The sequence below is a fragment of the Yinghuangia aomiensis genome (assembly GCF_039542225.1).
Classification (GTDB): domain Bacteria; phylum Actinomycetota; class Actinomycetes; order Streptomycetales; family Streptomycetaceae; genus Yinghuangia; species Yinghuangia aomiensis.
In genome coordinates this window covers 42092-62340 of record NZ_BAABHS010000046.1, presented here as the reverse complement: position 1 = coordinate 62340, position 20249 = coordinate 42092, and the positions used below count along the sequence as shown (strand labels likewise).

Genomic DNA, 20249 nt, shown 5'->3' with positions numbered 1-20249 from the left:
CCTCTGGGCACTCATACGCGACCAGCGAACCTTCCACACAGACACTCGCAAGCTCGCTCTCGCAGCGGCATGACGCGATCACACGACGCCGTCCCAGCGACTTGACTTCGTCATTGGGAATCCCTTTCGTGTACACGTGACGGTCGGTACAGAAGGTCGTGCGCCGGAATTCGTCAGGCGGTGAACTCCGGCTTGCTGCGCGGCCGTCCGCCCGGGCCGCTGTAGGCCAGACCGAACCCCGGCAGCGGGTCGAACGCCATGTCGGGCAGTGCGGCGCGCAGGCCCTCCCACGCCGCGATCAGCCCGTCCTCGGCGGCGTAGTCGAACGGATCGGTCAGCACCGTCTCCTCGGTGCCGCCCGGCCGCGGCGGGTTCTCCGCGAGCCAACGCGCGGTGCGCGCGAGCGCTTCGCGCGGCGGCACCAAATCCCGGTAGCCCAGGTCGGCGCGGATCCGCGACAGGTCGAGCACCCGGTGCTCGGGGGCGGGCTGCATGAGCAACGGTCGGGCGGGCACCGCGAGGTCGTACGGCATCGACACCACCTCGAAGGTGTGCCCCAGTGCCTCGGCGACCACGTCGATCACCTGGCGCACCGTCAGCACCTCGTCGTCGGCCGCGTTGTAGATCCGCCCCGCGGACTGCTCCGGATAGTCGACGGCCAGCAGCAGGGCGTGCGCGAGGTTCTCCGTGTAGCCGTGGTGATGCAGCGTCAGACCCTGGTCGGCGACCACGATCCGGCGCCGCCCGTCGATCACCCGCCGCACCACGCACCATTCGCGCGGGGCGAGTTGCCGCGGGCCGTACACATAGGGGTAGCGCACATGCGTCGCCCGCGGATGGTGGGCGAACACCGCCTCCTCGGTCCGCACGATCCGGTAGCCCTTGGCGTCCTGCCCGGGGTCCGCGACCAGCGGCGCGTCCTCCGCCACCGGCACCGGAAGCCCGCCCGGCCCGGCCAGCTCCGGGTTCATCCAGCCGCGGTACGCCGGGACGCCGCCCACCGACAGGAACCGGCCGGTGCGGCCCGCCCACGCCTCGGCGATGCGGCGCAGCCGCCCGTACATCGCGATCACGGTGTCGAATGCCGGACCGGCCGCGGCCTCGCGGACCGCCGCCTCGTCGTACGGGTCGGCGTGCAGGTGCCGCACCTCCGGCGGCGTCTCGTCGGACTCGTGCACACCCCGGTGCAGGATCGTCACCTCGTGTCCGCGCGCCACCAGGCCGCGTACCAGAGGGACCCCGGTCGGGCCCGTGCCGCCGACCACCAGGATGCGCTCGCCCACGCGTTCCGCCCCTCCGCCGCCCCCGGCAGATCCTTGACTTCGTCACCATCCCGGACGGGGTGACCGTATCCGCAGGTCAATGCCGGTGCAAGCGGGACGGGCGGGCAATCCGCGGGCGGCCCTCGGCGCGAATGCGCCGGTCCGCACGCCGTAGCATGGGGCCATGGGTTTCCTGCGCCGCCGCCCGCCCGCCGGGCCGGACTTCGACGTCCTCGCCATCCCCTTCACCGACTGGCCCGGGTCGGTGGTCGTCGCGATGCTGCCCGGAGCCGACGGCTCCTGCCAGGGGATCTTCGTGCGGTACGACCTGCTGGCCGGACGCGGCCCCGCCATGCTCGTCGGCAATCTCCCGGCCGGCTCCCCGGCCCGCGAGGACGGCGTCGGCCGCATCGAGGCGCAGCAACTCGTCGCCGCCCTCGGCCACGAGGAGATGCCCGAGGAACTGTCCGTCGAGGAACACCCTGTGATGCAGGACGACGGCCTGCTGATCGTGCGCCGCGTCAAGTACGCCGAAGGCCGCCTCGCCTGCGTGGAATTCGACCGCAGCGACGACGTCCTGGTCCGCATCGTCTCGTGGGACCGCCCCATCACCGACGACATCTTCGCGCTGCTCAAGCCCATCCCGGCGGAGTCCTTCGGCGGCTGAGCCGCCCGCCCCGCCCACCCGCGCCGCCCGTGCGCGGCACCGCTCTCTCACCGACACGGAGGAAGGCCGACGGACCATGGCAGTCCGCCGGCCTTCCGGCCGTTCGTCCCGAGTCGCGTGTCTCCCTGAGGCCTCACCCTCCCCTCCGGTGCAGCGCGGTCCCCCTGCGCCGGTTGCTCAGTGCGTGCCCACCGCCGCGCGCACGGCACGCCGCACGGTGGTGCTGTCGTCGTGGAGGCGGCGCAGCAGCCGCCGGTCTTCCTCGCCCGCCGCGGCCCGGTCGTGGATGCGGATCTCCCGCACCAGCACGAGCATCAGGTTCACCAGGAACGCGTCGCGGGCGAACGACCCGCCCTGCTGCGCCACCTGCCCGATGTGACGGCGCGTCAGCGGATCCCGGGCGAGGAGCGACCACAGCACCGCCAGGTCGTACCCGGGGAGGTGGTAGCCGACGAACTCCCAGTCGACCAGTGCCGGGCCGTGCGACGTCAGCAGGATGTTGGAGAACATCGCGTCGCCGTGGCACAGCTGCAGCGGCACCCGCGCCAGGCCGCGGATCAGCTGCGCCAGATCGGTCGCGTCCCGATCGGTCAGCAGCCCCAGCGCGTGGTAGCGCTGCACGCGCGGCAAGTAGTCGAACGCGGCCTGGAACGAGCCGGACGGCGGCTTCCACGCGTTCAGCGCCCCGAACGCATGGAGCACCGACCGCACGTCCGCCCGCGCCAGCGCCGACCCCGGGTGGCGCTCCACCGCGGCCGGCCGCCCCGGCACGTGCTCGAGGACCAGCACCCGGCGCTCCGGATCCGCGCCGAACAGCCGCGGCACCCGCACCGGCGGCCGCTGCCGGGTGAACGTCCGGTACGCGGAGATCTCGTGCCGCAGCCGCTGCGTCCAGGCCGGCGAATCGTCCGTCAGGTACTTCACGACCACCGGATTGCGGCCCACCGAGCCGGTCATCAGCACCGACTTGCGGGTCACCCGCATGACCGCGCCGGCCGCGAACCCCGGGCACACCCGGGCCGCCGCCGCGGCGACCACCGCGGGCGGCACCGGGGAGACGCCGCGCTGGTCGCCGCGCGGCTCGGTGCCCCGGGCCGGACGGCCCGGATCGTGCGGTTCGCGCATCGACCGCCCCCCGTCGGACTCGCCCCCGCGCCCCGGTTCGCGCGCGGTGCCCCGGCCCGCCGAGTACGCCCCCGCGGCGGACCCGGTCGGACGCCGGCCCGCGGGATCCGCGGCGGACATGCCCGGTGTGCGCGGCCCCGACAGGCCGCTCGGCCGACCCGGTGTGTCGGGCTGGGCGGGCCGCCGCGCGGGCGCCGCCGTCGGGCCGTGGCCGGACCCGCGCGGGGCACCGGACCGGGCCGCCGATGCGGCACCGGCGGTGCCGCGGCCGGGGGATGAGGGAGAGGGTGACATCGAGGACCTTCCTGCTCCGGGGAGATGCCGGGGGGAGCACCGCGCCCTGGGGTGCAGGGCGGGTCCGGCGGGTCGGGCGCCCGGTCCGTGAGGGACCGGGGCGCCGTCCGGCGGCCGCGGCCGCGAGGCGGTTGCCCCGCGGCCCCGTCCGCCGGGACGACCCGTCGGCCGGCGTGGGGGAGACGACCGGAACACGGCGGCGGGGTGCGGCCGGCGGCGGGCCGGTGCCCCGCGGACCGGCCGGGGGTGCGGCCGGCCCGGCCCGCCGGAGACTCCGCTCCGCGGGAGGGACCGCACCGCACCGCCGGCCGCGCGGACGCGGCCTGCCGTCGGGGGATGCACACCCCGCACCGGCCCTGCGGAGCCCGCTTCCGCCGGCTTCCGGCCGGGCGCGGTGCGGGCCGCCCGGGAAAGCTCCCGGAGTGCCCGACACCTCGCCCGACCCGATGCCGACGGCCGCGGTGCGGCTCCGCACGATCCGGCGCGGCGGCTGGGCCGGAGCGTCCTGGGGGCCGCCCCGGCCCGGCCGCCGGCGCCGGTGGACCGGTGCCGTGCCGTGGTTCCGATCGTGGTGCTGACAGGTGCCTGTGCTGGTACTCGCTCGGTGGTCTGAGCGTCTGTTCCTGTGGGGTCTGTGGATCTCGGTGCTGGGTCGGTGCTGGGTCGGTGCCTGTCGTGCCCGGTCCCGGCCGGTGCCCGGTGCCGCGCGGGCGGTGCGTTCTCCGTGCGCGCCGTCCGCGCGGACCGGGTGGCCGGAACCGCGGTTGTGGGCCGCCGGGTTCGGCCGTACCGTGTGGTGCCTCGCCCGGGCCCCCGGGGCGGACCCCGGTGGTGGACCCGGCCGCGTCGGCGGGTGGGTGCCCACGGACCGGATCCACCATCCACGACACCGCCACCGCCGGGTGGTGATCCATGTGGCGGACCGTGGCGAACCCTGGCGAATCCGGTTCCGCTTCCGCGCCCCGCACTAGCCTCGGAGTCAAGCCGAGCGGCCTGGGGGCTCGCCGTGAACCGCGGACGCACCATCCTGCGGACACCACCGACCGCGGACCGGACCCTGGTCCGTCCGCCGTTCGGACAACTCGGACCACACACGGAATCAGACAGCGGATGCCGGCCCGCGGCCGGAAGAGGGGCGGGGCCACATGCGGCGCGAACGCAACACCAAGCTGGTGGAACTGTTCGCGTTGACAGGCTGGTCCAAAGGCGAACTCGCCCGGCTGGTCAACCGGCGCTCGGCGAGCATGGGGCACCCCCAGCTCGCCACCGACACCTCCCGGGTGCGCCGCTGGCTGGAGGACGGCGAGTGCCCCCGCGATCCCGTGCCGAGGGTGCTGGCCGCGCTGTTCACCGAGCGACTCGGACGTGTCGTCACCTCCGAGGATCTGGGCCTCACCGGGCGCCCCCGCCACCACGTTCCCGCCATCCCCGAGGAACTGCCGTGGAGCACCAAGCGCACCGTGGACGCCTTGACCGAGTTCACGGGAATGGACCTCATGCTCAATCGGCGCGGCTTCGTCGGTACGGGATTCGCCCTGGTCGCGGGCCCCGTCCTGGTCACCAACTTCGACCGCTGGCTCGGCGGGGACGGCCCCCGCCCGGTCGTCCCGCCGCCGCAGCGCGGCAGCTTCGGCAACCGCGCCTCGTACGCGCCCGTCGACGCGGGGCCGGTCGGCGCGGACGAGGTCGCCGCCCTCGAACACGCCGTCACGGTGTTCCGCGCCTGGGACGCCAACCGCGGCGGGGGACTGCAACGCAAGGCCGTGGTCGGCCAGTTGAACGAGGTCGGCAACCTGCTCACCGCGGCCAACCCGGCCCCGGTCACCCGGCGGCTGTGGGCGGTCGCCGCGAACCTCGCGGTGCTCGCGGGCTGGATGTCCCACGACGTCGGCCTGAATCCCACCGCGCAGAACTACTTCGTCATCGGCGCGCACGCCGCCCGCGAAGCCGGCGACCTGCCGCGCGCCGCCGAGGCCCTTTCCCGGGCCGCCCGCCAGATGGTGCACCTCGGCAAGCCCCGCGATGCGCTGGCCCTCATCGAACTCGCCCAGCACACCGCGGGCGACCGGGCCACGGCCACCACCCGCGCGATGTTCCGCACCGTCGAAGCCTGGGCCCAGGCCGCGCTCGGCCAAGGCGCCGCCTGCCGCCGCACCCTCGGCCTCGCCGAGAGCGAGTTCACCACGGGCAAACCGCAGGACGACCCGGACTGGGTCGGCTTCTTCGACACCGCCGACCTGCACGGCATGCAGGCCCTCGTCTACCGGACGCTCGCCGAAACCGACCCGTCCGCGGTCCGCCCGGCGCAGGAACACGCCCAGAAGGCCATGGAGTTGCGTGCCCAAGGCCACGCCCGGTCGCAGACGTTCGACCTGATCTCCCTGGCCTCGGCCTACCTCATCGACGGGCAGCCCGACGCGGGCGCGCGCTACGCCCGGATGGCCGTCGACGCCACCCGCGACGTCAGCTCGCACCGCACGTGGGACCGGCTCACCGACATGCGCAAGCTCACCGGCCGCTACGCCGACGTCCCGGAGATCCGCGACCTGCACGAGGAGATCGCCGAACGCGGCGGACTGTCCGGGCCGACGACGGCCTGACCCCGAGCGGCATCCGGCGGCGCGCCCGGGCCCCACGCGGGCCCGGGCATCCACCCGTTCCGCGAAGGCAGTCGGCCCACGCGGCCCGGTTCACCCGGCCCGGTTCACGCGGCGGCGTGCGGCCGGCTCACTCGACCCGCAGCGCCATCACGCACGCGTCGTCCTCGTAGTCGGTGGTGCCCAGGCGGCTGACCACCAGGTCCACACACGACGGCGCGTCCGCCTCGGCGATCAGCGGGGCGAGCCCCAGGAGCTCGTCCAGCGACTCGTCGATGTCGTGGCCGCGGCGCTCCACGAGGCCGTCCGTGAAGCACAACAGGACGTCCCCGGCCCGCAGTTCCAGCCGCGCTTCCTCGTACACCGGCTCGTCGTGCGCACCCAGCACCAGGCCTTGGGGCGCGGGCAGTACGCGGCCGCGGCCGCCGCGGAACAGCAGCGGTGCGGGATGTCCCGCGCGCGCCCATGTCAGCACCCGGCGCTCCGGGTCGTACCGCCCGCACATCGCGGTCGCGATCGCTTCCGCGGGCAGCGCGTGCAGCAGCAGCCGGTTGAGCCAGTACAGCATTTCGCCGGGCGACGCCCCGGTGACGGCGAAGCCTTGCAGCGCGCTGCGCAGGGTGGTCATCCCCGCGGTCGCGGCCAGGCCGTGTCCGGCCATGTCGCCCAGGCTGACCAGGACCGTCCGGTCGGGCAGCGCCATTCCGTCGTACCAGTCGCCGCCCACGCGTGCGGTCGCCTCCGCGGGGAAGTACCGCGTCGCGACGTGCAGTCCGGGCAGCGCGATGGCGCGGGTCCACCGCGGCATCACCGCCTGCTGCAGCTGGGACGCGATGCGGTGCTCGTCGCGCGCCAGTTGCCGCTGCGCCACCAACTGCTCACGCGTCTCCGTCAACGCGGCCTGGGTCCACCGCAGTTCGGTGACGTCGCGGAGGATCGCCCAGGCGCTGCGCGGGGTGCCGTCCGCGTTCAGCACCGGCTCCCCGACCAGATGCACCGAACGCGTCGTACCGTCCCGGCGCAGCAGCCGGAACTCGCCCTCGACGGGCACGAGTTCCTCCAGCAGCCCGGTCACCAGCGCCTGCACCGCGGGCAGATCGCCGGGCAGCACGTGGCGGGGCAGGTCGTCGAGGCGCAGCGGGCCGCAGATCGGGTCGCGGTCGAAGATCACGTACATCTCGTCGGACCAGCGGATCTCGTCGGTGTCGAGATGCCATTCGGCGCTGGCGAGGAGACCGGCGTTGCCGCGCTGCTGCGGGATGCCGGGGTCGGCGGCGGTCTCGTCGTCGGACGGCTCGGCGCCGCCGGGCTGCGGGCGGTCGACCGGCGGGTGGACGTCGTGCCCGCGGCCGCGCACCGGTTCGTCCGGCGGCAGCAGCAGGTCGCGCGGCGCGGTCGGCCGGGCGGGGAGGAGCGTCTCGCCGACGACGGTGTCGATCAGGCGCGGGCGCAGGTAGCGCTGGGACCGGAACACGTCCGGCACCGGGGCGGGCGACCCGCCGGATCCGGCCGGGCGGCGGGGCGCCGCCGACCCGGAGTGCTCGCGGGTGGGGGAGTCGTCGCGTATCGGCGCGCAGAGTCGGGCGAGGTGGTCGAGGGACTGTTCGAGGCTGTCGGCGAGGAGTTCGCACACGTGCGCGTTCCGGCTCGCCCGGTGTGCCACGTAGCCGTCCCGCAAACCGTCGACCTGTGCGCGAAGCTGGGCCACCCTCGACATCATCGCCGTCAGATCCGCCGCGTCGAACTCCGGCCGCTCGTGCATGTACCCGCCTTGGCCCGTCCCGTGCCGCCGCACCGACTCTCGCATACGCAACCGCGCGCCGGGGGTGTTTTCACCACATTGGTGGAGGCTCGTGCGGTCCGCGCGCCGCCCATCCGGAGTAACCGCGGCGATGACCGGAATCGACTGGTGCGCTGGGCCGTTCGGGGCCGGCAGCGGTCGGAACCGGCTGCAGGGCGGGTGTCGGGCCTCCGCCGCCCCCGGCGCGCGTCACCCGCACGGCGCAGTCGGCGCGCGGACCGGTTGGTCCCGACACAGGATGGAATCTCGTTCCGCAGTACGTCCCGCGGCGCATAGCCGCACAGCCCGCGGCGGAGTGCTGAGTCGTACCGAACGGGAGGATCCCGTGGGAGTCGATCCCGCCGCAATGCGGCGTTGCCATGTGGCCGTGGACCTGGGGGCGTCACGGACACGTATCCACCTCAAGAATCACGGCCTTGCCGTCGACGAGCCGAGCCTGGCGGCCGTCGACACGCGGACCGGAAGCCTCGTCGCGGTCGGTTCGGTCGCGGCGCGGATGGTCGGCCGCACGCCCGACCACATCCGAGTCGCCCGGCCCATCGCCAGCGGCACCGTCGTGGACGCCGAACTGGCGCAGTCGATGCTGCGCCACCTGATGAGCCGTCGGCTTGCGCCGATCTGGCGGCTCCCGAGCACCATGCGGGCGATCGTGGGCGTCCCGCACGACAGCGGCCCGCTGACCCGGCGCGCCGCGACCCTGGCGATGCAGGGCCTGGGCATCAAACGGGTCGAACTCGTCGACGTACCGGTGGCCGCCGCGGTCGGCTGCGGCCTGACCGTCGACGTGCCGGAGGCCGCGATGGTCGTGGTCGTGGGGGCGGCCACGTCGCAGATCGCGGTGCTGTCGCTGGGGGCGGTGGTGGCGTCCACGATCGTGCACGTCGGCGGCGACGCAATCGAGCACGCGATCACCGAGCACCTGCTGAGCCGGCACGGCGTGATCCTGCCGAACGGCGCCGTGCGCGACATCTATCTGCGGCTGAGCGGTGCCGAGGCGCAGCCGATGGCCGTCACCGGCAAGGACGTCGGCAGCGGGCTGGCCCGCAACGTCGCGATCGACGCCGGGGGAGTGCGCGACCTGATCGGCACGCCGCTGGCGGCGCTGATCGACGGCATCACCGGCGTGCTGCGCCGGTCGCCGCCGGACCTGGTGGTCGACCTGGCGGACCGCGGCATCATCCTGACGGGCGGCGGCGCGCTGATCCCGGGCCTGGACGATCTGGTGCGGTCCGCGACGGGGATGCCGGTGCACGTGGCGGACGATCCGCATCTGCGGGTGGTGATGGGTCTGGCGAAGCTGGCCGAGGGCCGCGGCGCGGCCCGCACGCCGAAGGACCCGGAGCCGTCGCGCGTCGACATCGGCGAGCAGCCGGTCGGGGAACCGGACGAGTTCGCGCCGGTGGCGTAGCGCGGGGAAGCCGGGCCCGGTGGGGGTTCCGGGCTCGGCTCGGGGGTGAGGGGTGAGGGGGAGCAGGGCTCAGGTCTGCCTCTCCGGCCCGGCGCCGTCCTCCCAGGCGGCGTCCTTGGCGTCTTCTTCGCGCGTGTGCTCGGCCGTGCTTTCCAGGGCGTGCCCGGCGGCGGCGCGGTCCGGGTAGGGGCCGAGGCGGTCGAGGGCGCGGCAGCCGGCGCCCTGCTCGGCGGTGTGGTGCTTCAGGCAGAAGTACCAGGCGTCGGGGTCGGTCATGTCCCCGATGCTCGCATCGCGGACGTGCGGGATCGCGGAATCGGCGAGGTGTGTCGATACTGCGCGTTACAGTCGACTGGTGGGCATATCACCCGACGCCGTACCGCCCGGCTCGCCGCTGGCCGGGATAGCGTCCGCGTACTCGCCGCGCCTGGCCGAGTTCGCCTTCGACCCCGGGCTGGTCGCGGCCGTCGACCAGCACGCCGCCGCGGTGTGCGACGCGCTGATCCCCGGGCAGCGCGGTCCGCAGCCGTACGGGCCCGTCCTGGCCCTCCCCGGGCCGCGCGCGGTCGACCGCGAGGACCTTGCCGACTACGTCCTCGGTTTCACCGACGTCCTTGCCGAGGCCGATTGGCGCGAACCCGTCGGCTACGACTTCGCCGCACTGCGGCTGACCGCGATCTGCTGGCTGATCAGGGAGCACGACCTGCTCGGCCGGTGAGTGCGGCGCCTTCCGCGGAACCACGGCAAATACCGGCAAATCTGCATCATCCCGCCCGCGGTCCCCGTCGATTTCCGCGGGAATTTCCGCGGATTGGTGCAGGACCCGAACCGCAGGCGCCCGGCAGCCTTACGCTGTAAGCCTGCCTGGGGAAAAAGCCCGGACGAACCGGAACCGGTCGGTTTCCCGAACCATAGAACCTGTTCTATTGTTTGCCTGCGAGGCTGCCCGCTACAGGGGTGCGGGCAGACCGCCCGGGCACCGGCATGTCGAGCGGTGCCCCGGTACGACCGGCGGAAGTCCGCCCGTGCCGGTGCCCGGAAGCGTCGTCCCCCGCGGGAAACCGTCAGGGCAGGTGGACCGGTTCGGCCGCGTGCTCGCTGCCCGCGTCACGGTCCCGCTGCCACGCGTACAACGTGTTCTTCTCGGTGTAGCCCCAGTATTTTCCGCAGCGCACCGTCTCTTTGTGCACCACACCCTGCGGGAACCACGATGCGGTGAGCCCCGGCCGGTGGTGCCCCGAAGTCGGCACGCACGTCGGGGGCAGCTTGCCGTCCGGCAGCCGCGCGGTCAGGATCCGGTTGCCGTCGGTGGTGCGGAATTTGAAATGCACGTCGGTCGCCCCGTCGGGCAGCCACACCGGCATGGCCACGCGATCCGCCTTGGCCTCTTTGCCTGTGGGGTAAGTGCCCTCCTGCTCGTGGCGCTCGTCGAGCCACCCGTGCACCATCGGCACGCCGGCCACCACGCCGATCCCCGCCAATGCGGCCACGGACGCCCCGACGACCAGGACCGACTTGAGCATGGTGCACGTCTCCCTCGCGACGCTGTGTGCCGGGAGGCCGCGGACGCAGCCCCCCTTTCTCTCCATGATTGCGGCGAGGTGCCCGGTTGCACGTCAGCTTCAGGGCGGTTCGCACGTGCGTCCTGAGAACTACGCCCGATCAGACGGAAGTCCGACCTGCGGACCGTGCCTCCGACCGGCCGGAGGAGACGGCGGGGGTGCCGGACGGGACGCCGCTCGGCACCGGGCGCAAACCGCTGCGCATCAATTTGGTTTAGACCATTCCGTGTGCCGGGCGGCGTGGATAAGGTGCGGGGCTACCGCACGACGCACCCGCGATTCGCCAGTCCCAGCAACGCCCCGGAGACACGCATGGTGAAACCGTCCAGTGCACGTCCGTACGACCCCGCGCCCGCCCTGGCACCGTCCGATACCGGTGCCGGGCACCGCGCCCCGCGGCGTGCCGCGCCGGGGCGGCGGCGCGGGCTCCGGGTCGGGGCGTGGGTGCTGGTGCTGGCGGCGGCCGCGGCGTATCCGGTGTACCGGTTCGTGCTGCAGGACGACGCGGACCGGAAGCCCGACGCCCAGGTCGGCACCTGCTTGGCCGCGTTCGACGGGTTCATGGGCGCGGCGCCGCGGCCCGCGACGGTGGACTGCGGGGCGCCGGCCGCGCGCTGGAGGATCACCGCGGTGTTCGGGACGGACCATGGCGCGGTGCCGTGCCGTTCGCTGGCGCCGGACAAGGGCTACGAGGCCGGGCTCGAATGGCGGGACGCGCAGGGCGGGTTCGTGTGCCTGACGGTGACGCCGTACACGACGTACGACGACTACGGGGACGCGGGCACGGTGCCGTACGAGTTCAACGAGGCGGACTTCGCGAGGCTCAAGAGCCGGCTGCTCGCGGCGACCGGACAGCCGGCCGGACAGGCTGCGGGACAAGGGAGCGGGCAGTCCGCGGGATAGCGCGCGGGGCGGACCCGGGCAGCGGACCCGGCCCGGGCGGCCGGGACTTACAGCAGGTCGCTGTCCTCGCCCACGTTGTCGACCATGCGGCGCAGGACGTCCACGGCGGCCACGAATTCGGCTTCCGTGATGCCGTCGCGGATGCGGGCGTATGCCTTCTCCATGCGGGCGCGGGCCTTGGCGAATCCGGCGTCGCCGGCCGCGGTGAGCCGGACGGCGCCGTCCCGGTCGTCGGCCCAGCCGCGGACCACGAGTCCGGCGAAGACCGGGCCGAATTCCATGCCGGGGCAGGCGAACGGGGCGAGGCGGGCGGCGAGGGTGTCCCAGGTCCAGCGGCCCGGGAAGGCGGCGATCTGGTGCAGCGACCACCATTGCGGGAGCGTGAGTTGCTCCTTGGCGAGGGTGCGGCGCAGGTAGGCGACGATGGCGCGGTCCGCGGTGCCCGTCCAGAAGCCGATGGGCTGGGTGGCAAGCACCTCGGCGGGATACTGCTTGACGCTCACGATCGCACGCCCCTTTCGTCGACGCCGGCCGCCGTCTCGGCGGCTCCCCCGGCTTCGGCACCCGGTCCAGCCGAGCCTAGGAGTTCAACCCGGCTTCAAGTCAACCACCGCCGCCGGACCCCGCCAAAGACCCCCTGACATGCGGAAATCCCGCCCTTGCGGACGGGATTTCCGATGCTGCGTTCTGCGTGCTGCGTTCTGCGTGTGCTTGCCGTGGCGGAGGGTCAGCCCAGCTCGTTGCCGAGGATCGAGATGAACGACACCATCTCGCCCGGGTAGCCGCCCAGGTTGTGGGTCAGCGCGAGCTTGCGGCCGGTCTCCGGGATGCGCCGCTCGGCCGGGGCCTCGCCGCGCATCTGGAGCCACGCCTCGAACATCATGCGCAGGCCGGACGCGCCGACCGGGTGGCCGAACGACTTCAGGCCGCCGTCCGGGTTGACCGGGAGCCGGCCGTCGAGGTTGAAGGCCCCCGCGAGGACCTCCTTCCAGGCGGTACCGCGGTCGGCGAACTGCAGGTCCTCCATGAGGACGAGTTCGGTCGGCGTGAAGCAGTCGTGCACCTCCGCCATCGCGATCTCGTTGCGCGGGTCGGTGACCCCGGCCTGGGCGTACGCGTCGCGCGCGCACTCGGCGATCTCCCAGAACGTCGTGTAGTCGTAGTCCGGGTCGATGACGCCCGACCCGTTGCCCGCGACCATCGACAGCGCCTTGATGAACAGCGGCTTGTCGGTGTACTTGTACGCGTCCTCGGCCCGCACCACGATCGCGCCCGCGGCGCCGTCCGCGACGCCCGCGCAGTCGAAGACGCCGAGCTGGCCGGCGAGCTTCGGCATCGCGGAGATCTTCTCCGGGGCGATCTCCTTGCGGAACTGCGCGCGCGGGTTGCGGGCGCCGTTGTAGTGGTTCTTCGACGCGATGTGCGACAGGACCGAGCGCATCTCCTCTTCGGAGACGCCGTACTTGTGCCCGTACGCGGGCGCGACCATCGAGAACATCGCGGCCGCGGTCAGCGTGCGGGCGGTGCCGTCGCCGGGCACCGGGAAGGCGTTGAGGCCCTGGTAGCCGCCGTCCTTGACCTTCTCGACGCCGATCGCCATCGCCACGTCGTAGGCGCCGGACGCGACCGCGTACGCGGCCTGCCGCAGCGCTTCCGACCCGGTGGCGCACATGTTCTCGACGCGCGTGACCGGCTTGTTCTGCAGCTGCAGCGGCTTGGACAGCACCATGCCGCTCATGCCGGTCTGCGCGGTGCCGAGCCAGAACGCGTCGATGTCGTCCTTGGCGATGCCGGCCGACTTGAAGGTGTCCTGCGCGGCGTCGATCAGCAGGTCGTCGGTGCCCTTGTCCCAGGCCTCGACGAAGGGCGTGCAGCCCATGCCGACGATGGCGACGCGGTCCTTGATGCCGTGGGATCCCATGGTCAGGCCTCCTGCGCCGACTCGGAGGAAGCGGTCCGCACCGGGCGGGCCTTCCAGAAGTAGTTGTGGATGCCGTCCGCGGTGCCGATGCGCCGGAACGTCAGCTCGACCCGGTCGCCGATCTTGACCTGGTCGGCGTCCATGTCGGTCAGCTCGATCGGCAGGCGGCCTCCGCCGTCGAAGTCGACGACCGCGAACACGACCGGCGGGGACGGCGAGTAGGCCATCCGGTCGATCGTGAACGTCTTCACGGTGCCGACGGAGTCCGCCATCGGGATCGCGTCCATGTCGTCGACCGTGCCGCCGCGCATCGACACGCGGGCGGGAGGCAGGTGCACCGCGCCGGAGCTGCGGTCCTGCGAGCCGACGAAGCCGAACTTCCAGTCGAGGGACCGGACCGCGGCGGACGACGAGGTGCGGGCGGGCTCCGGGCGGCGCGGCGGCTCGACCTGGAGGGTGCCGCGCCACGCGAGGAACTTGCCGTAGGCGATCGGCGCGCCGCCCGCGACCTGCGCGGCGACCGGCCGCGACGGGGCGTGCGCGGCGAGCGCTTCGGTGGTGCGGAACAGGAACACCTCGGCGCCGTCGGACAGCACGACCACGGCGACGACCTTGCCGGCCGCCGCGTCCGTGCCGGCGAGGGAGTCGAGCACGGACGCCAGCAGCACGCCCGGGTGCGCGGCGCCGGTGGTGCCCACGGTCGCGGCGAGGTCGTCCGCGAGCACCCCTTCGCGCACGCCGAGCTTGCGGCCGAGGCCGGCCACCGCGCGGGCGTGCAGGCCCGCGACCGCGGCGTGGTCGACCTGGTCCGCGGTCAGGCCGGTGGCCTTGAGCGCGTCGGTCCACGCCCGGCGGCCCGCGGCGAGGTACTGGTTCTCGCCGAACTTGTCCTCCCACAGCTTCGACCGGGTGTCGCCGGGGGTGCGCCACCGGTCGACGAACTCGGCCGTCGCGCTTGCGCCGCCGAGGTATTCGGCGAGGACCGGGCCGTCCGCGTCGGAGCCGACCAGCAGCGCGGAGGCGCCGTCGCCGCCGGCTGCTTCGTCGGCGCTGCCGGGCAGGCCGCCGCGGATGTCCGCGCCGATCACCAGGGCACTGCCGGACCCGTCCAGGGCCAGGCGCAGCAGGCCGGCCGCGGAGCGGACCGAGCCGGTCGCGTCGATCGCGGGCACGCCGCCGTCGAGGCGCAGCGCGGCGTGGATGGCGGTCGCGTTGGTGCGGTCCGCGTAGGCGGGCGCGACCGTGGCGAACAGCAGCGAACGCGGCGCGGCCCCGGGGGTGTCGCGCAGCGCGTTGCGGGCCGCCTCGACGCCGAGGGTCGTGGTGTCCTCGTCGAACGACGCGACGGTGCGGGTGCCGCGGCCGCCGCCGGTGCCCGCGACCGGGGCGATGCCCTTGCGGTCGAGCCGGCGGTACGGCAGGTACGCGCCGTAGCCCAGGATGCCGCGCACGGCGCCTCCGTGGTTCGGTGTGGTCATCGTGGTCGGTACCGTCACTTCCGCTCGTCGACGCTCGCGGTACGGGCCTCGCAGCGGGGCCCGCCGAGTCGTCGCATTCCAGCAGTTCCGATCAGAGCTGTGCGTGTGCTCAGGCCGTGCGTTTGTTCGGCAGTACTGTGCCGGTCGGTGCCGGCCCTTGTCAGCCGGTGGCGCCGACCGCCGCGAGCCGGGTGATCTCCTCTTCGGACAACCCCAGTTCGTCCCGCAGGATTTCCTCGGTGTGCTCGCCGAGCCACGGGACGCGGGTTTCCGGGCCCTCGGCCATCTTGGACAGCTTGACCGGGTTGCCGGGCGACAGGACCGGCTCGGGGTTGCCGTCGGTGCGGGACATCTCGACGACCATGTTGCGGTTCTTGATGTGGTCGTCGTCGATCACGTCGCCGGGGTTGTAGACCGGGCCGGACGCGACGCCGACCGCGCTGAGGGCGGCGCACGCCTCCAGACGGGTCTTGTCCGCGGCCCAGTTCTCGATGCCGGGGCGGATGACGTCCTCGATGTGGTTGAACCAGTCCTGTGGACCGGCCAGGCGCGGGTCGTCGACCCACTCGGGGTGGCCGACCAGTTCGGCGAGGCCCTTGAACATGTGCGGGCGGCCGCACTGGATGATCAGGTAGCCGTCGAACGCCTTGAACGAGTGGTTGATGAGCGGCGCGAGACCGGGGTCCTTCATGCCCATCGACCAGTAGCTGAGGCCGGCGTCGTTGAGCGCGACCATCGCGTCGTACATGGAGATGTCGACGTACTGGCCTTCGCCGGTGGCGTCGCGGTGCCGCAGGGCGGCGAGCACGCCGATGATCGCGAACAGCGCGGAGCCGGTGTCGCCGAGCGCGCCCAGCGGGGACACGGTGGGGGCGACGCCGGGGGTGCGCTTGAACTCGTAGAGGCCGGCCATGCCCTCGGCGACGGGGGCGTAGGCGGGCCAGCCCGCGTAGGGGGTCTCGGTGGTGTTGCCGAAGCCGGACACCGAGAGGTAGACCGCCCGCGGGTTGATCTTGTTGATGTCCTCGTAGCCGAGTCCGAGGCGGGCGGCTACGCCGGCCTTGAAGTTCTCGCACACGATGTCGGCCTTCTTGGCCAGCTCGCGCACGAGGGCGAGGCCCTCGGGGTTCTTGAGGTCTACGGTGATGCTGCGCTTGCCGAGGTTGTTGCGCAGGAACGTGATTCCGACCTTGCGGCCGTCCGGGTCGGACATCGCGGGAAGCGAGCCGCGGCCGGAATCACCGGTTCCGGGGGATTCGACCTTGATCACCTCGGCGCCGAAGCGCGCGAGCATTTGGGTCGCGAAGGGCAGGGCCTGCATCTGCTCGATGGCGAGGACCCGGATCCCGTCCAGGGGCTTGCCGTACCGTGTCCGGTCGGCGCCAACGACCTCTCCGACGCGCATTGTGTCTCCGTCCATGGTGGTGCCGCGTTCCGCCGGGATGAGCCCCCTGACCAGCGCCTTCCGGGGTGGAGTGGGCCGCGTCAGGGGTGTCCACCCTGCTTTGCCACCATAGCTGACGGAGAGTCAGATAAGCAGGGGGAGCGGGCGTGACGGACGGCACGCACGGGGCCCGCGCGACTGTGTGCCCCCTGCACATTTCCTCCGTCTTCGCCTAGCGTCCTTCCCACGGGGGCCCGGCGGGAGGAGCGGAATTGCGCGCGGACGAGTACACGCAGCTGGACGGCACGGGCATCGCGGCGCTGGTCGCCAAAGGGGAAGTGACCCGGTCCGAAGTCCTCGACGCGGCACTCGCCGTGCTGGCCGACCGGCAGGCCCTCAACACCGTCGTCACCCCGGCCGAGGACCAGGCCCGTGCCGCGGACGCGCGCGGGCCGTTCGCCGGAGTGCCGACCCTGATCAAAGACCTCGGCTGCGATGTCGCCGGCCTCCCCACCAAGAACGGCTCCCGGCTGTTCGCCGACGCCGCACCCGCCGACCACGACAGCACCGTCGTCGCCCGGCTGCGCGCCGCCGGCACCGCGATCCTCGGCAAATCCGGCACCCCGGAATTCGGCTTCGGCACCAGCACCGAACCCGGCCTCACCGGTGCCGTGCACAACCCCTGGAACCCGGCGCACAGCACCGGCGGCTCCAGCGGCGGCTCGGCCGCCGCGGTCGCCGCCGGCATCGTGCCGTTCGCGCACGCCACCGACGGCGGCGGATCGATCCGCATCCCCGCCGCCTGCTGCGGCCTCTTCGGCCTCAAGCCCAGCCGCGGCCGGGTCAGCCTCGGCCCGGACACCGCCGACGCGTGGGCCGGACTGTCCGGCGCCCACATGGTCACCCGCAGCCTGCGCGACAGCGCCGCACTCCTCGACATCCTCGGCGCGCCCGCACCCGGCGAACCGTACGCCGCCCCCGCACCGCGCCGCCCCTATCGCGACGAGGTCGGCGCCGACCCGGGCCGGCTGCGCATCGGCCTGCTCGTCGACGCCCCCGACCCGGCCGTCGAGGTCGACCCGGCGTGCCGGCGCGCCGCCGCGGACGCCGCCGCCCGCCTCGCCTCGTTCGGCCACCGCATCGACCAGCTCTCCTGGCCCGCGAACCTGGTCCGGCCCGGCGAAATCGTCGCCGCCGTCAGCGGCCCGCACACCGCCCGCACCGTCGACAAGCGCCTCGCCGAACTCGGCCGCGACCTGCGCGACGGCGACCTCGACGGGGCCACCGCGATCGTCGTCGCCCACGCCCGCAAGATCACGCTGCCGCAGTACCTCGACGGCATCGAGCGCATGCACGCCACCGGACGGCTCATCGCCCGCTTCATGGACGGCATCGACGTGCTGCTCACCCCGGCGATGGCCGTCACCCCGCCGCCGCTCGGGCGCCTGGACCCGAACGGGGACGCCGCGGCCACCCTCCAGGGCATGCGCGGGATGGCCGCGTTCACCAGCCTCTTCAACGTCACCGGGCAGCCCGCCGCGGCCGTCCCGTTCGGCGGGCGCACCCCCGAGGGGCTGCCGATGTCGGTGCAGCTGGCCGCAGCGTACGGCGACGAAGCGGTGCTGTTCCGGCTCGCGGGCCAGCTCCTGGACGGCGACGTGCTGCCGGCCGCGCCCGCCGCCCGCTGACGGGTCCGGCACAGTCCCCGGCACCGCAGTTGGCAAGGAGACAGCCATCTGCCAGTAATCGACGAGCAAAGACGTCGATGTGCGTTGCCGGGGGCTTGGCCGCCGCGTCGCCGGGCGTTGACCTCGGCTTCCTAGCGTCGCGGCCATGCCGATCACGCACACCCCGGCCCGTTCCCGCCGGGCCACGATGCTGGGCGCGGCGGTGCTGGCCGCCGCCGTCCTGCCGCTCACCATCGCGGCTGCCGCCCCCGAAAACGTCCCCGAAAACGCCTCCGCAACCGCCGCCGCTCCGGCCGCGACCGCGCCACAGCCCGGCGACGTCGTGGTGGACGAGGACTTCTCGTCCGGACGCCTGCCCGACGGCTGGACCACCGTGGAAGGCCAATGGGCCGTCAGCGGCGGCCGCCTGTACGGGACTTCCACGTCCTCGGGGCAGCAGAGCCGGATCACCTTCGGCCGCCACCTCGCCGACTTCCGCTTCGAGGCCACCGCCCGTTTCGAAACCGCCGCCGACGCGGCCCGCTGGACCGCACTCGGCCTCGACGTCCCCGCCGACGGCGCGGTCCCGTGGTCGATCGCCACCATGCGCACCGGCACCACCGCCGCCAACGGCATCGAGTTCGCCCAGCGCACCGCCGCCAACGCCTGGAACGTCACCGACACCGGCTCCGCACCCGCCGCGGCCGGCACCGGACGCGACGTCAAGGTCGCCGTCGAGGTGCACGGCGGCACCGCGCGCTGGTTCTTCGACGGCCGCGAAGTCCTGCGCACCACCCGCGTCCAGCGCTCCGCCGACGGCGGCCAAGCCCTGCTGGTCAACGGGGCCAAGGTGGCCTTCGACGACGTCCGGATCACCGCGCTGGCGCCCGGCGGGTATCTGCGCCCGGCCGGTTCGCCGCTCACCGTGATCGCGCACCGCGGTGCTTCGTCCGCGGCCCCCGAGAACACCCTCGCGTCCGACGAGGTGGCCCGCCGGGCCGGCGCCGAGTGGATCGAGAACGACGTCCAGCCCAGCAAGGACGGCATCCCGCACGTCCTGCACGACGACACCGTGAACCGCACCACCAACGGCACCGGCGCGATCCGCGGCCTCACCGCCGCGCAACTCGCCGCCCTGGACGCCGGATCCTGGTTCGCCCCGCAGTACGCCGGCGCCCGCATCCCGACCCTCGCCGCGCAGCTCGACGACCTCCGCACCCGCGGCGGGAAACTCCTGCTGGAGATCAAGGGCGCCCACACACGCGACGAAGTCGCCCGCATCGTCCAGGACATCCGCGACCACGGCATGACCGACCGGGTCTTCGTGCAGAGCTTCGAAGTCGACGCGCTGCGCCACGTCCGCGACCTCGCCCCCGAACTGCCACGCGGCCTGCTGCGCAGCACGCTGGACGCCGACCCGGTGGCGATCTCCGCGGAACTCGGCCTGGCCGCGTACAACCCGTCCGACGCGGCACTGTCCGCGCGGCCGGGCGTCATCGCCGACCTGCACAAGGCCGGGGTCGCGCTCATGGTGTGGACGGTCGACGCGGCCAACCGCTGGCAGTCCCTCGAAGCGGCCGGCGTGGACGGGGTCATCACCAACCGGCCCGCGGAACTCGTCGGCTGGAACTCGGCCTTCCTCCAGCGCCCGGCACCCCAGCCGCCCGCCGCGCCCACCGTGCGCATCACCGGCATCGCCGACGGGGCCACGCTCGACCGCGCCCAGACCCCGCTCGCCGGGGCCGCCGCCACCGGCGCCGACACGACCGTGCTCAGCCTCGACGGCACCCCGCTCGCCGACGGAACCGCCCTCGATCTGCGGACGCTGCCCGCGGGCCCGCACATGCTGCGCGCCGAGGCGACCGGCGCGGGCGGCAAGGCAACCGCCTCCACGGCCTTCACCGTCGCGGTCACCCCGACCGGCCTCGCGCACGTCATCCTCACCTCCAAGGCCGACGACAACGCGGTCGCGACCCTGACCACGATGCTCGCGCACGGCCACTGGAAGCAGATCGCGCAGTGGGCGGACAACCAGGCCGGGCGCGGCATCCCGGCCGCGGCGGCCAAGACCGTCGTCGCGGACGCGAACACGCTCGCGGGGCGGTAAACCGGACGAGCAGGACCAGCTGGATGAGCCGGACGAGCCGGACGAGCCGGATGAGCCGGACGAGCCGGACGAC

16 protein-coding genes are annotated in these 20249 nt (G+C 73.6%); 7 read left to right on the top strand and 9 right to left on the bottom strand.

Going from position 1 to position 20249, the window contains the following annotated elements; translation table 11 throughout:
• Nucleotides 1-173: 173 nt before the first annotated feature.
• Nucleotides 174-1283 carry an NAD-dependent epimerase/dehydratase family protein gene (locus tag ABEA93_RS37410; RefSeq protein WP_345680422.1) on the bottom strand — a complete coding sequence of 370 codons (1110 nt, stop codon included), beginning with the start codon at nt 1281-1283 and terminating at the stop codon, nt 174-176.
• Nucleotides 1284-1446: 163 nt separating this feature from the next.
• On the opposite strand from ABEA93_RS37410, the gene ABEA93_RS37405 reads away from it, so the two are divergent.
• Nucleotides 1447-1929 (top strand): hypothetical protein, encoded by a 483-nt coding sequence (locus ABEA93_RS37405; protein ID WP_345680421.1) that lies wholly within the window; start codon nt 1447-1449, stop codon nt 1927-1929.
• Nucleotides 1930-2106: 177 nt separating this feature from the next.
• On the opposite strand, the gene ABEA93_RS37400 is transcribed toward ABEA93_RS37405, so the two are convergent.
• Entirely contained in the window at nt 2107-3054 is a 948-nt protein-coding gene (locus ABEA93_RS37400; RefSeq protein WP_345680420.1) for an aminoglycoside phosphotransferase family protein, read from the bottom strand.
• A 1439-nt stretch (nt 3055-4493) separates the two neighbouring features.
• Here ABEA93_RS37400 and ABEA93_RS37395 point away from each other — a divergent pair.
• On the top strand, nt 4494-5948 hold the full coding sequence (locus ABEA93_RS37395) for a DNA-binding protein NsdB (RefSeq protein WP_345680419.1): 1455 nt from the start codon (nt 4494-4496) through the stop codon (nt 5946-5948).
• Nucleotides 5949-6075: 127 nt separating this feature from the next.
• On the opposite strand, the gene ABEA93_RS37390 is transcribed toward ABEA93_RS37395, so the two are convergent.
• Nucleotides 6076-7707 (bottom strand): PP2C family protein-serine/threonine phosphatase, encoded by a 1632-nt coding sequence (locus ABEA93_RS37390; RefSeq protein ID WP_345680418.1) that lies wholly within the window; start codon nt 7705-7707, stop codon nt 6076-6078.
• A gap of 364 nt (nt 7708-8071) precedes the next feature.
• Here ABEA93_RS37390 and ABEA93_RS37385 point away from each other — a divergent pair, with 364 nt between their 5' ends.
• On the top strand, nt 8072-9154 hold the full coding sequence (locus ABEA93_RS37385; RefSeq protein WP_345680417.1) for a rod shape-determining protein: 1083 nt from the start codon (nt 8072-8074) through the stop codon (nt 9152-9154).
• Between the two features lie 69 nt (nt 9155-9223).
• On the opposite strand, the gene ABEA93_RS37380 is transcribed toward ABEA93_RS37385, so the two are convergent.
• Nucleotides 9224-9430: a hypothetical protein gene (locus tag ABEA93_RS37380; RefSeq protein WP_345680416.1), complete on the bottom strand. Its 207-nt coding sequence runs from the start codon at nt 9428-9430 to the stop codon at nt 9224-9226.
• Nucleotides 9431-9509: 79 nt separating this feature from the next.
• Here ABEA93_RS37380 and ABEA93_RS37375 point away from each other — a divergent pair, with 79 nt between their 5' ends.
• A complete protein-coding gene (locus ABEA93_RS37375) occupies nt 9510-9872 on the top strand; it encodes a DUF6401 family natural product biosynthesis protein (protein ID WP_345680415.1) in 363 nt (120 codons plus the stop codon).
• Nucleotides 9873-10218: 346 nt separating this feature from the next.
• Here ABEA93_RS37375 and ABEA93_RS37370 read toward each other — a convergent pair whose 3' ends face one another.
• Entirely contained in the window at nt 10219-10677 is a 459-nt protein-coding gene (locus ABEA93_RS37370; protein WP_345680414.1) for a hypothetical protein, read from the bottom strand.
• Nucleotides 10678-11028: 351 nt separating this feature from the next.
• Between ABEA93_RS37370 and ABEA93_RS37365 the strand changes: the two genes are divergently transcribed.
• Entirely contained in the window at nt 11029-11619 is a 591-nt protein-coding gene (locus tag ABEA93_RS37365; protein WP_345680413.1) for a hypothetical protein, read from the top strand.
• A gap of 47 nt (nt 11620-11666) precedes the next feature.
• Here ABEA93_RS37365 and ABEA93_RS37360 read toward each other — a convergent pair whose 3' ends face one another.
• From ABEA93_RS37360 to ABEA93_RS37345, 4 genes are all read right to left on the bottom strand, one after another.
• Complete coding sequence (locus tag ABEA93_RS37360; RefSeq protein ID WP_345680412.1) at nt 11667-12122, bottom strand: MarR family winged helix-turn-helix transcriptional regulator; 456 nt, start codon at nt 12120-12122, stop codon at nt 11667-11669.
• 224 nt (nt 12123-12346) lie between these two features.
• Nucleotides 12347-13540 carry an acetyl-CoA acetyltransferase gene (locus tag ABEA93_RS37355; RefSeq protein ID WP_345680411.1) on the bottom strand — a complete coding sequence of 398 codons (1194 nt, stop codon included), beginning with the start codon at nt 13538-13540 and terminating at the stop codon, nt 12347-12349.
• Between the two features lie 2 nt (nt 13541-13542).
• Nucleotides 13543-15018: an OB-fold domain-containing protein gene (locus tag ABEA93_RS37350; RefSeq protein ID WP_345680410.1), complete on the bottom strand. Its 1476-nt coding sequence runs from the start codon at nt 15016-15018 to the stop codon at nt 13543-13545.
• A 160-nt stretch (nt 15019-15178) separates the two neighbouring features.
• Nucleotides 15179-16423, bottom strand: a complete 1245-nt coding sequence (locus ABEA93_RS37345; RefSeq protein WP_345680409.1) for a CaiB/BaiF CoA transferase family protein — start codon at nt 16421-16423, stop codon at nt 15179-15181.
• A 251-nt stretch (nt 16424-16674) separates the two neighbouring features.
• On the opposite strand from ABEA93_RS37345, the gene ABEA93_RS37340 reads away from it, so the two are divergent.
• Together ABEA93_RS37340 and ABEA93_RS37335 are read left to right on the top strand one after the other, a co-directional pair.
• Nucleotides 16675-18090 (top strand): amidase, encoded by a 1416-nt coding sequence (locus ABEA93_RS37340; RefSeq protein ID WP_345680408.1) that lies wholly within the window; start codon nt 16675-16677, stop codon nt 18088-18090.
• Nucleotides 18091-18235: 145 nt separating this feature from the next.
• The gene (locus ABEA93_RS37335) at nt 18236-20176 is read left to right on the top strand and encodes a glycerophosphodiester phosphodiesterase (protein ID WP_345680407.1); all 1941 of its coding nucleotides are present in this window, start codon (nt 18236-18238) and stop codon (nt 20174-20176) included.
• Nucleotides 20177-20249 lie beyond the last annotated feature (73 nt).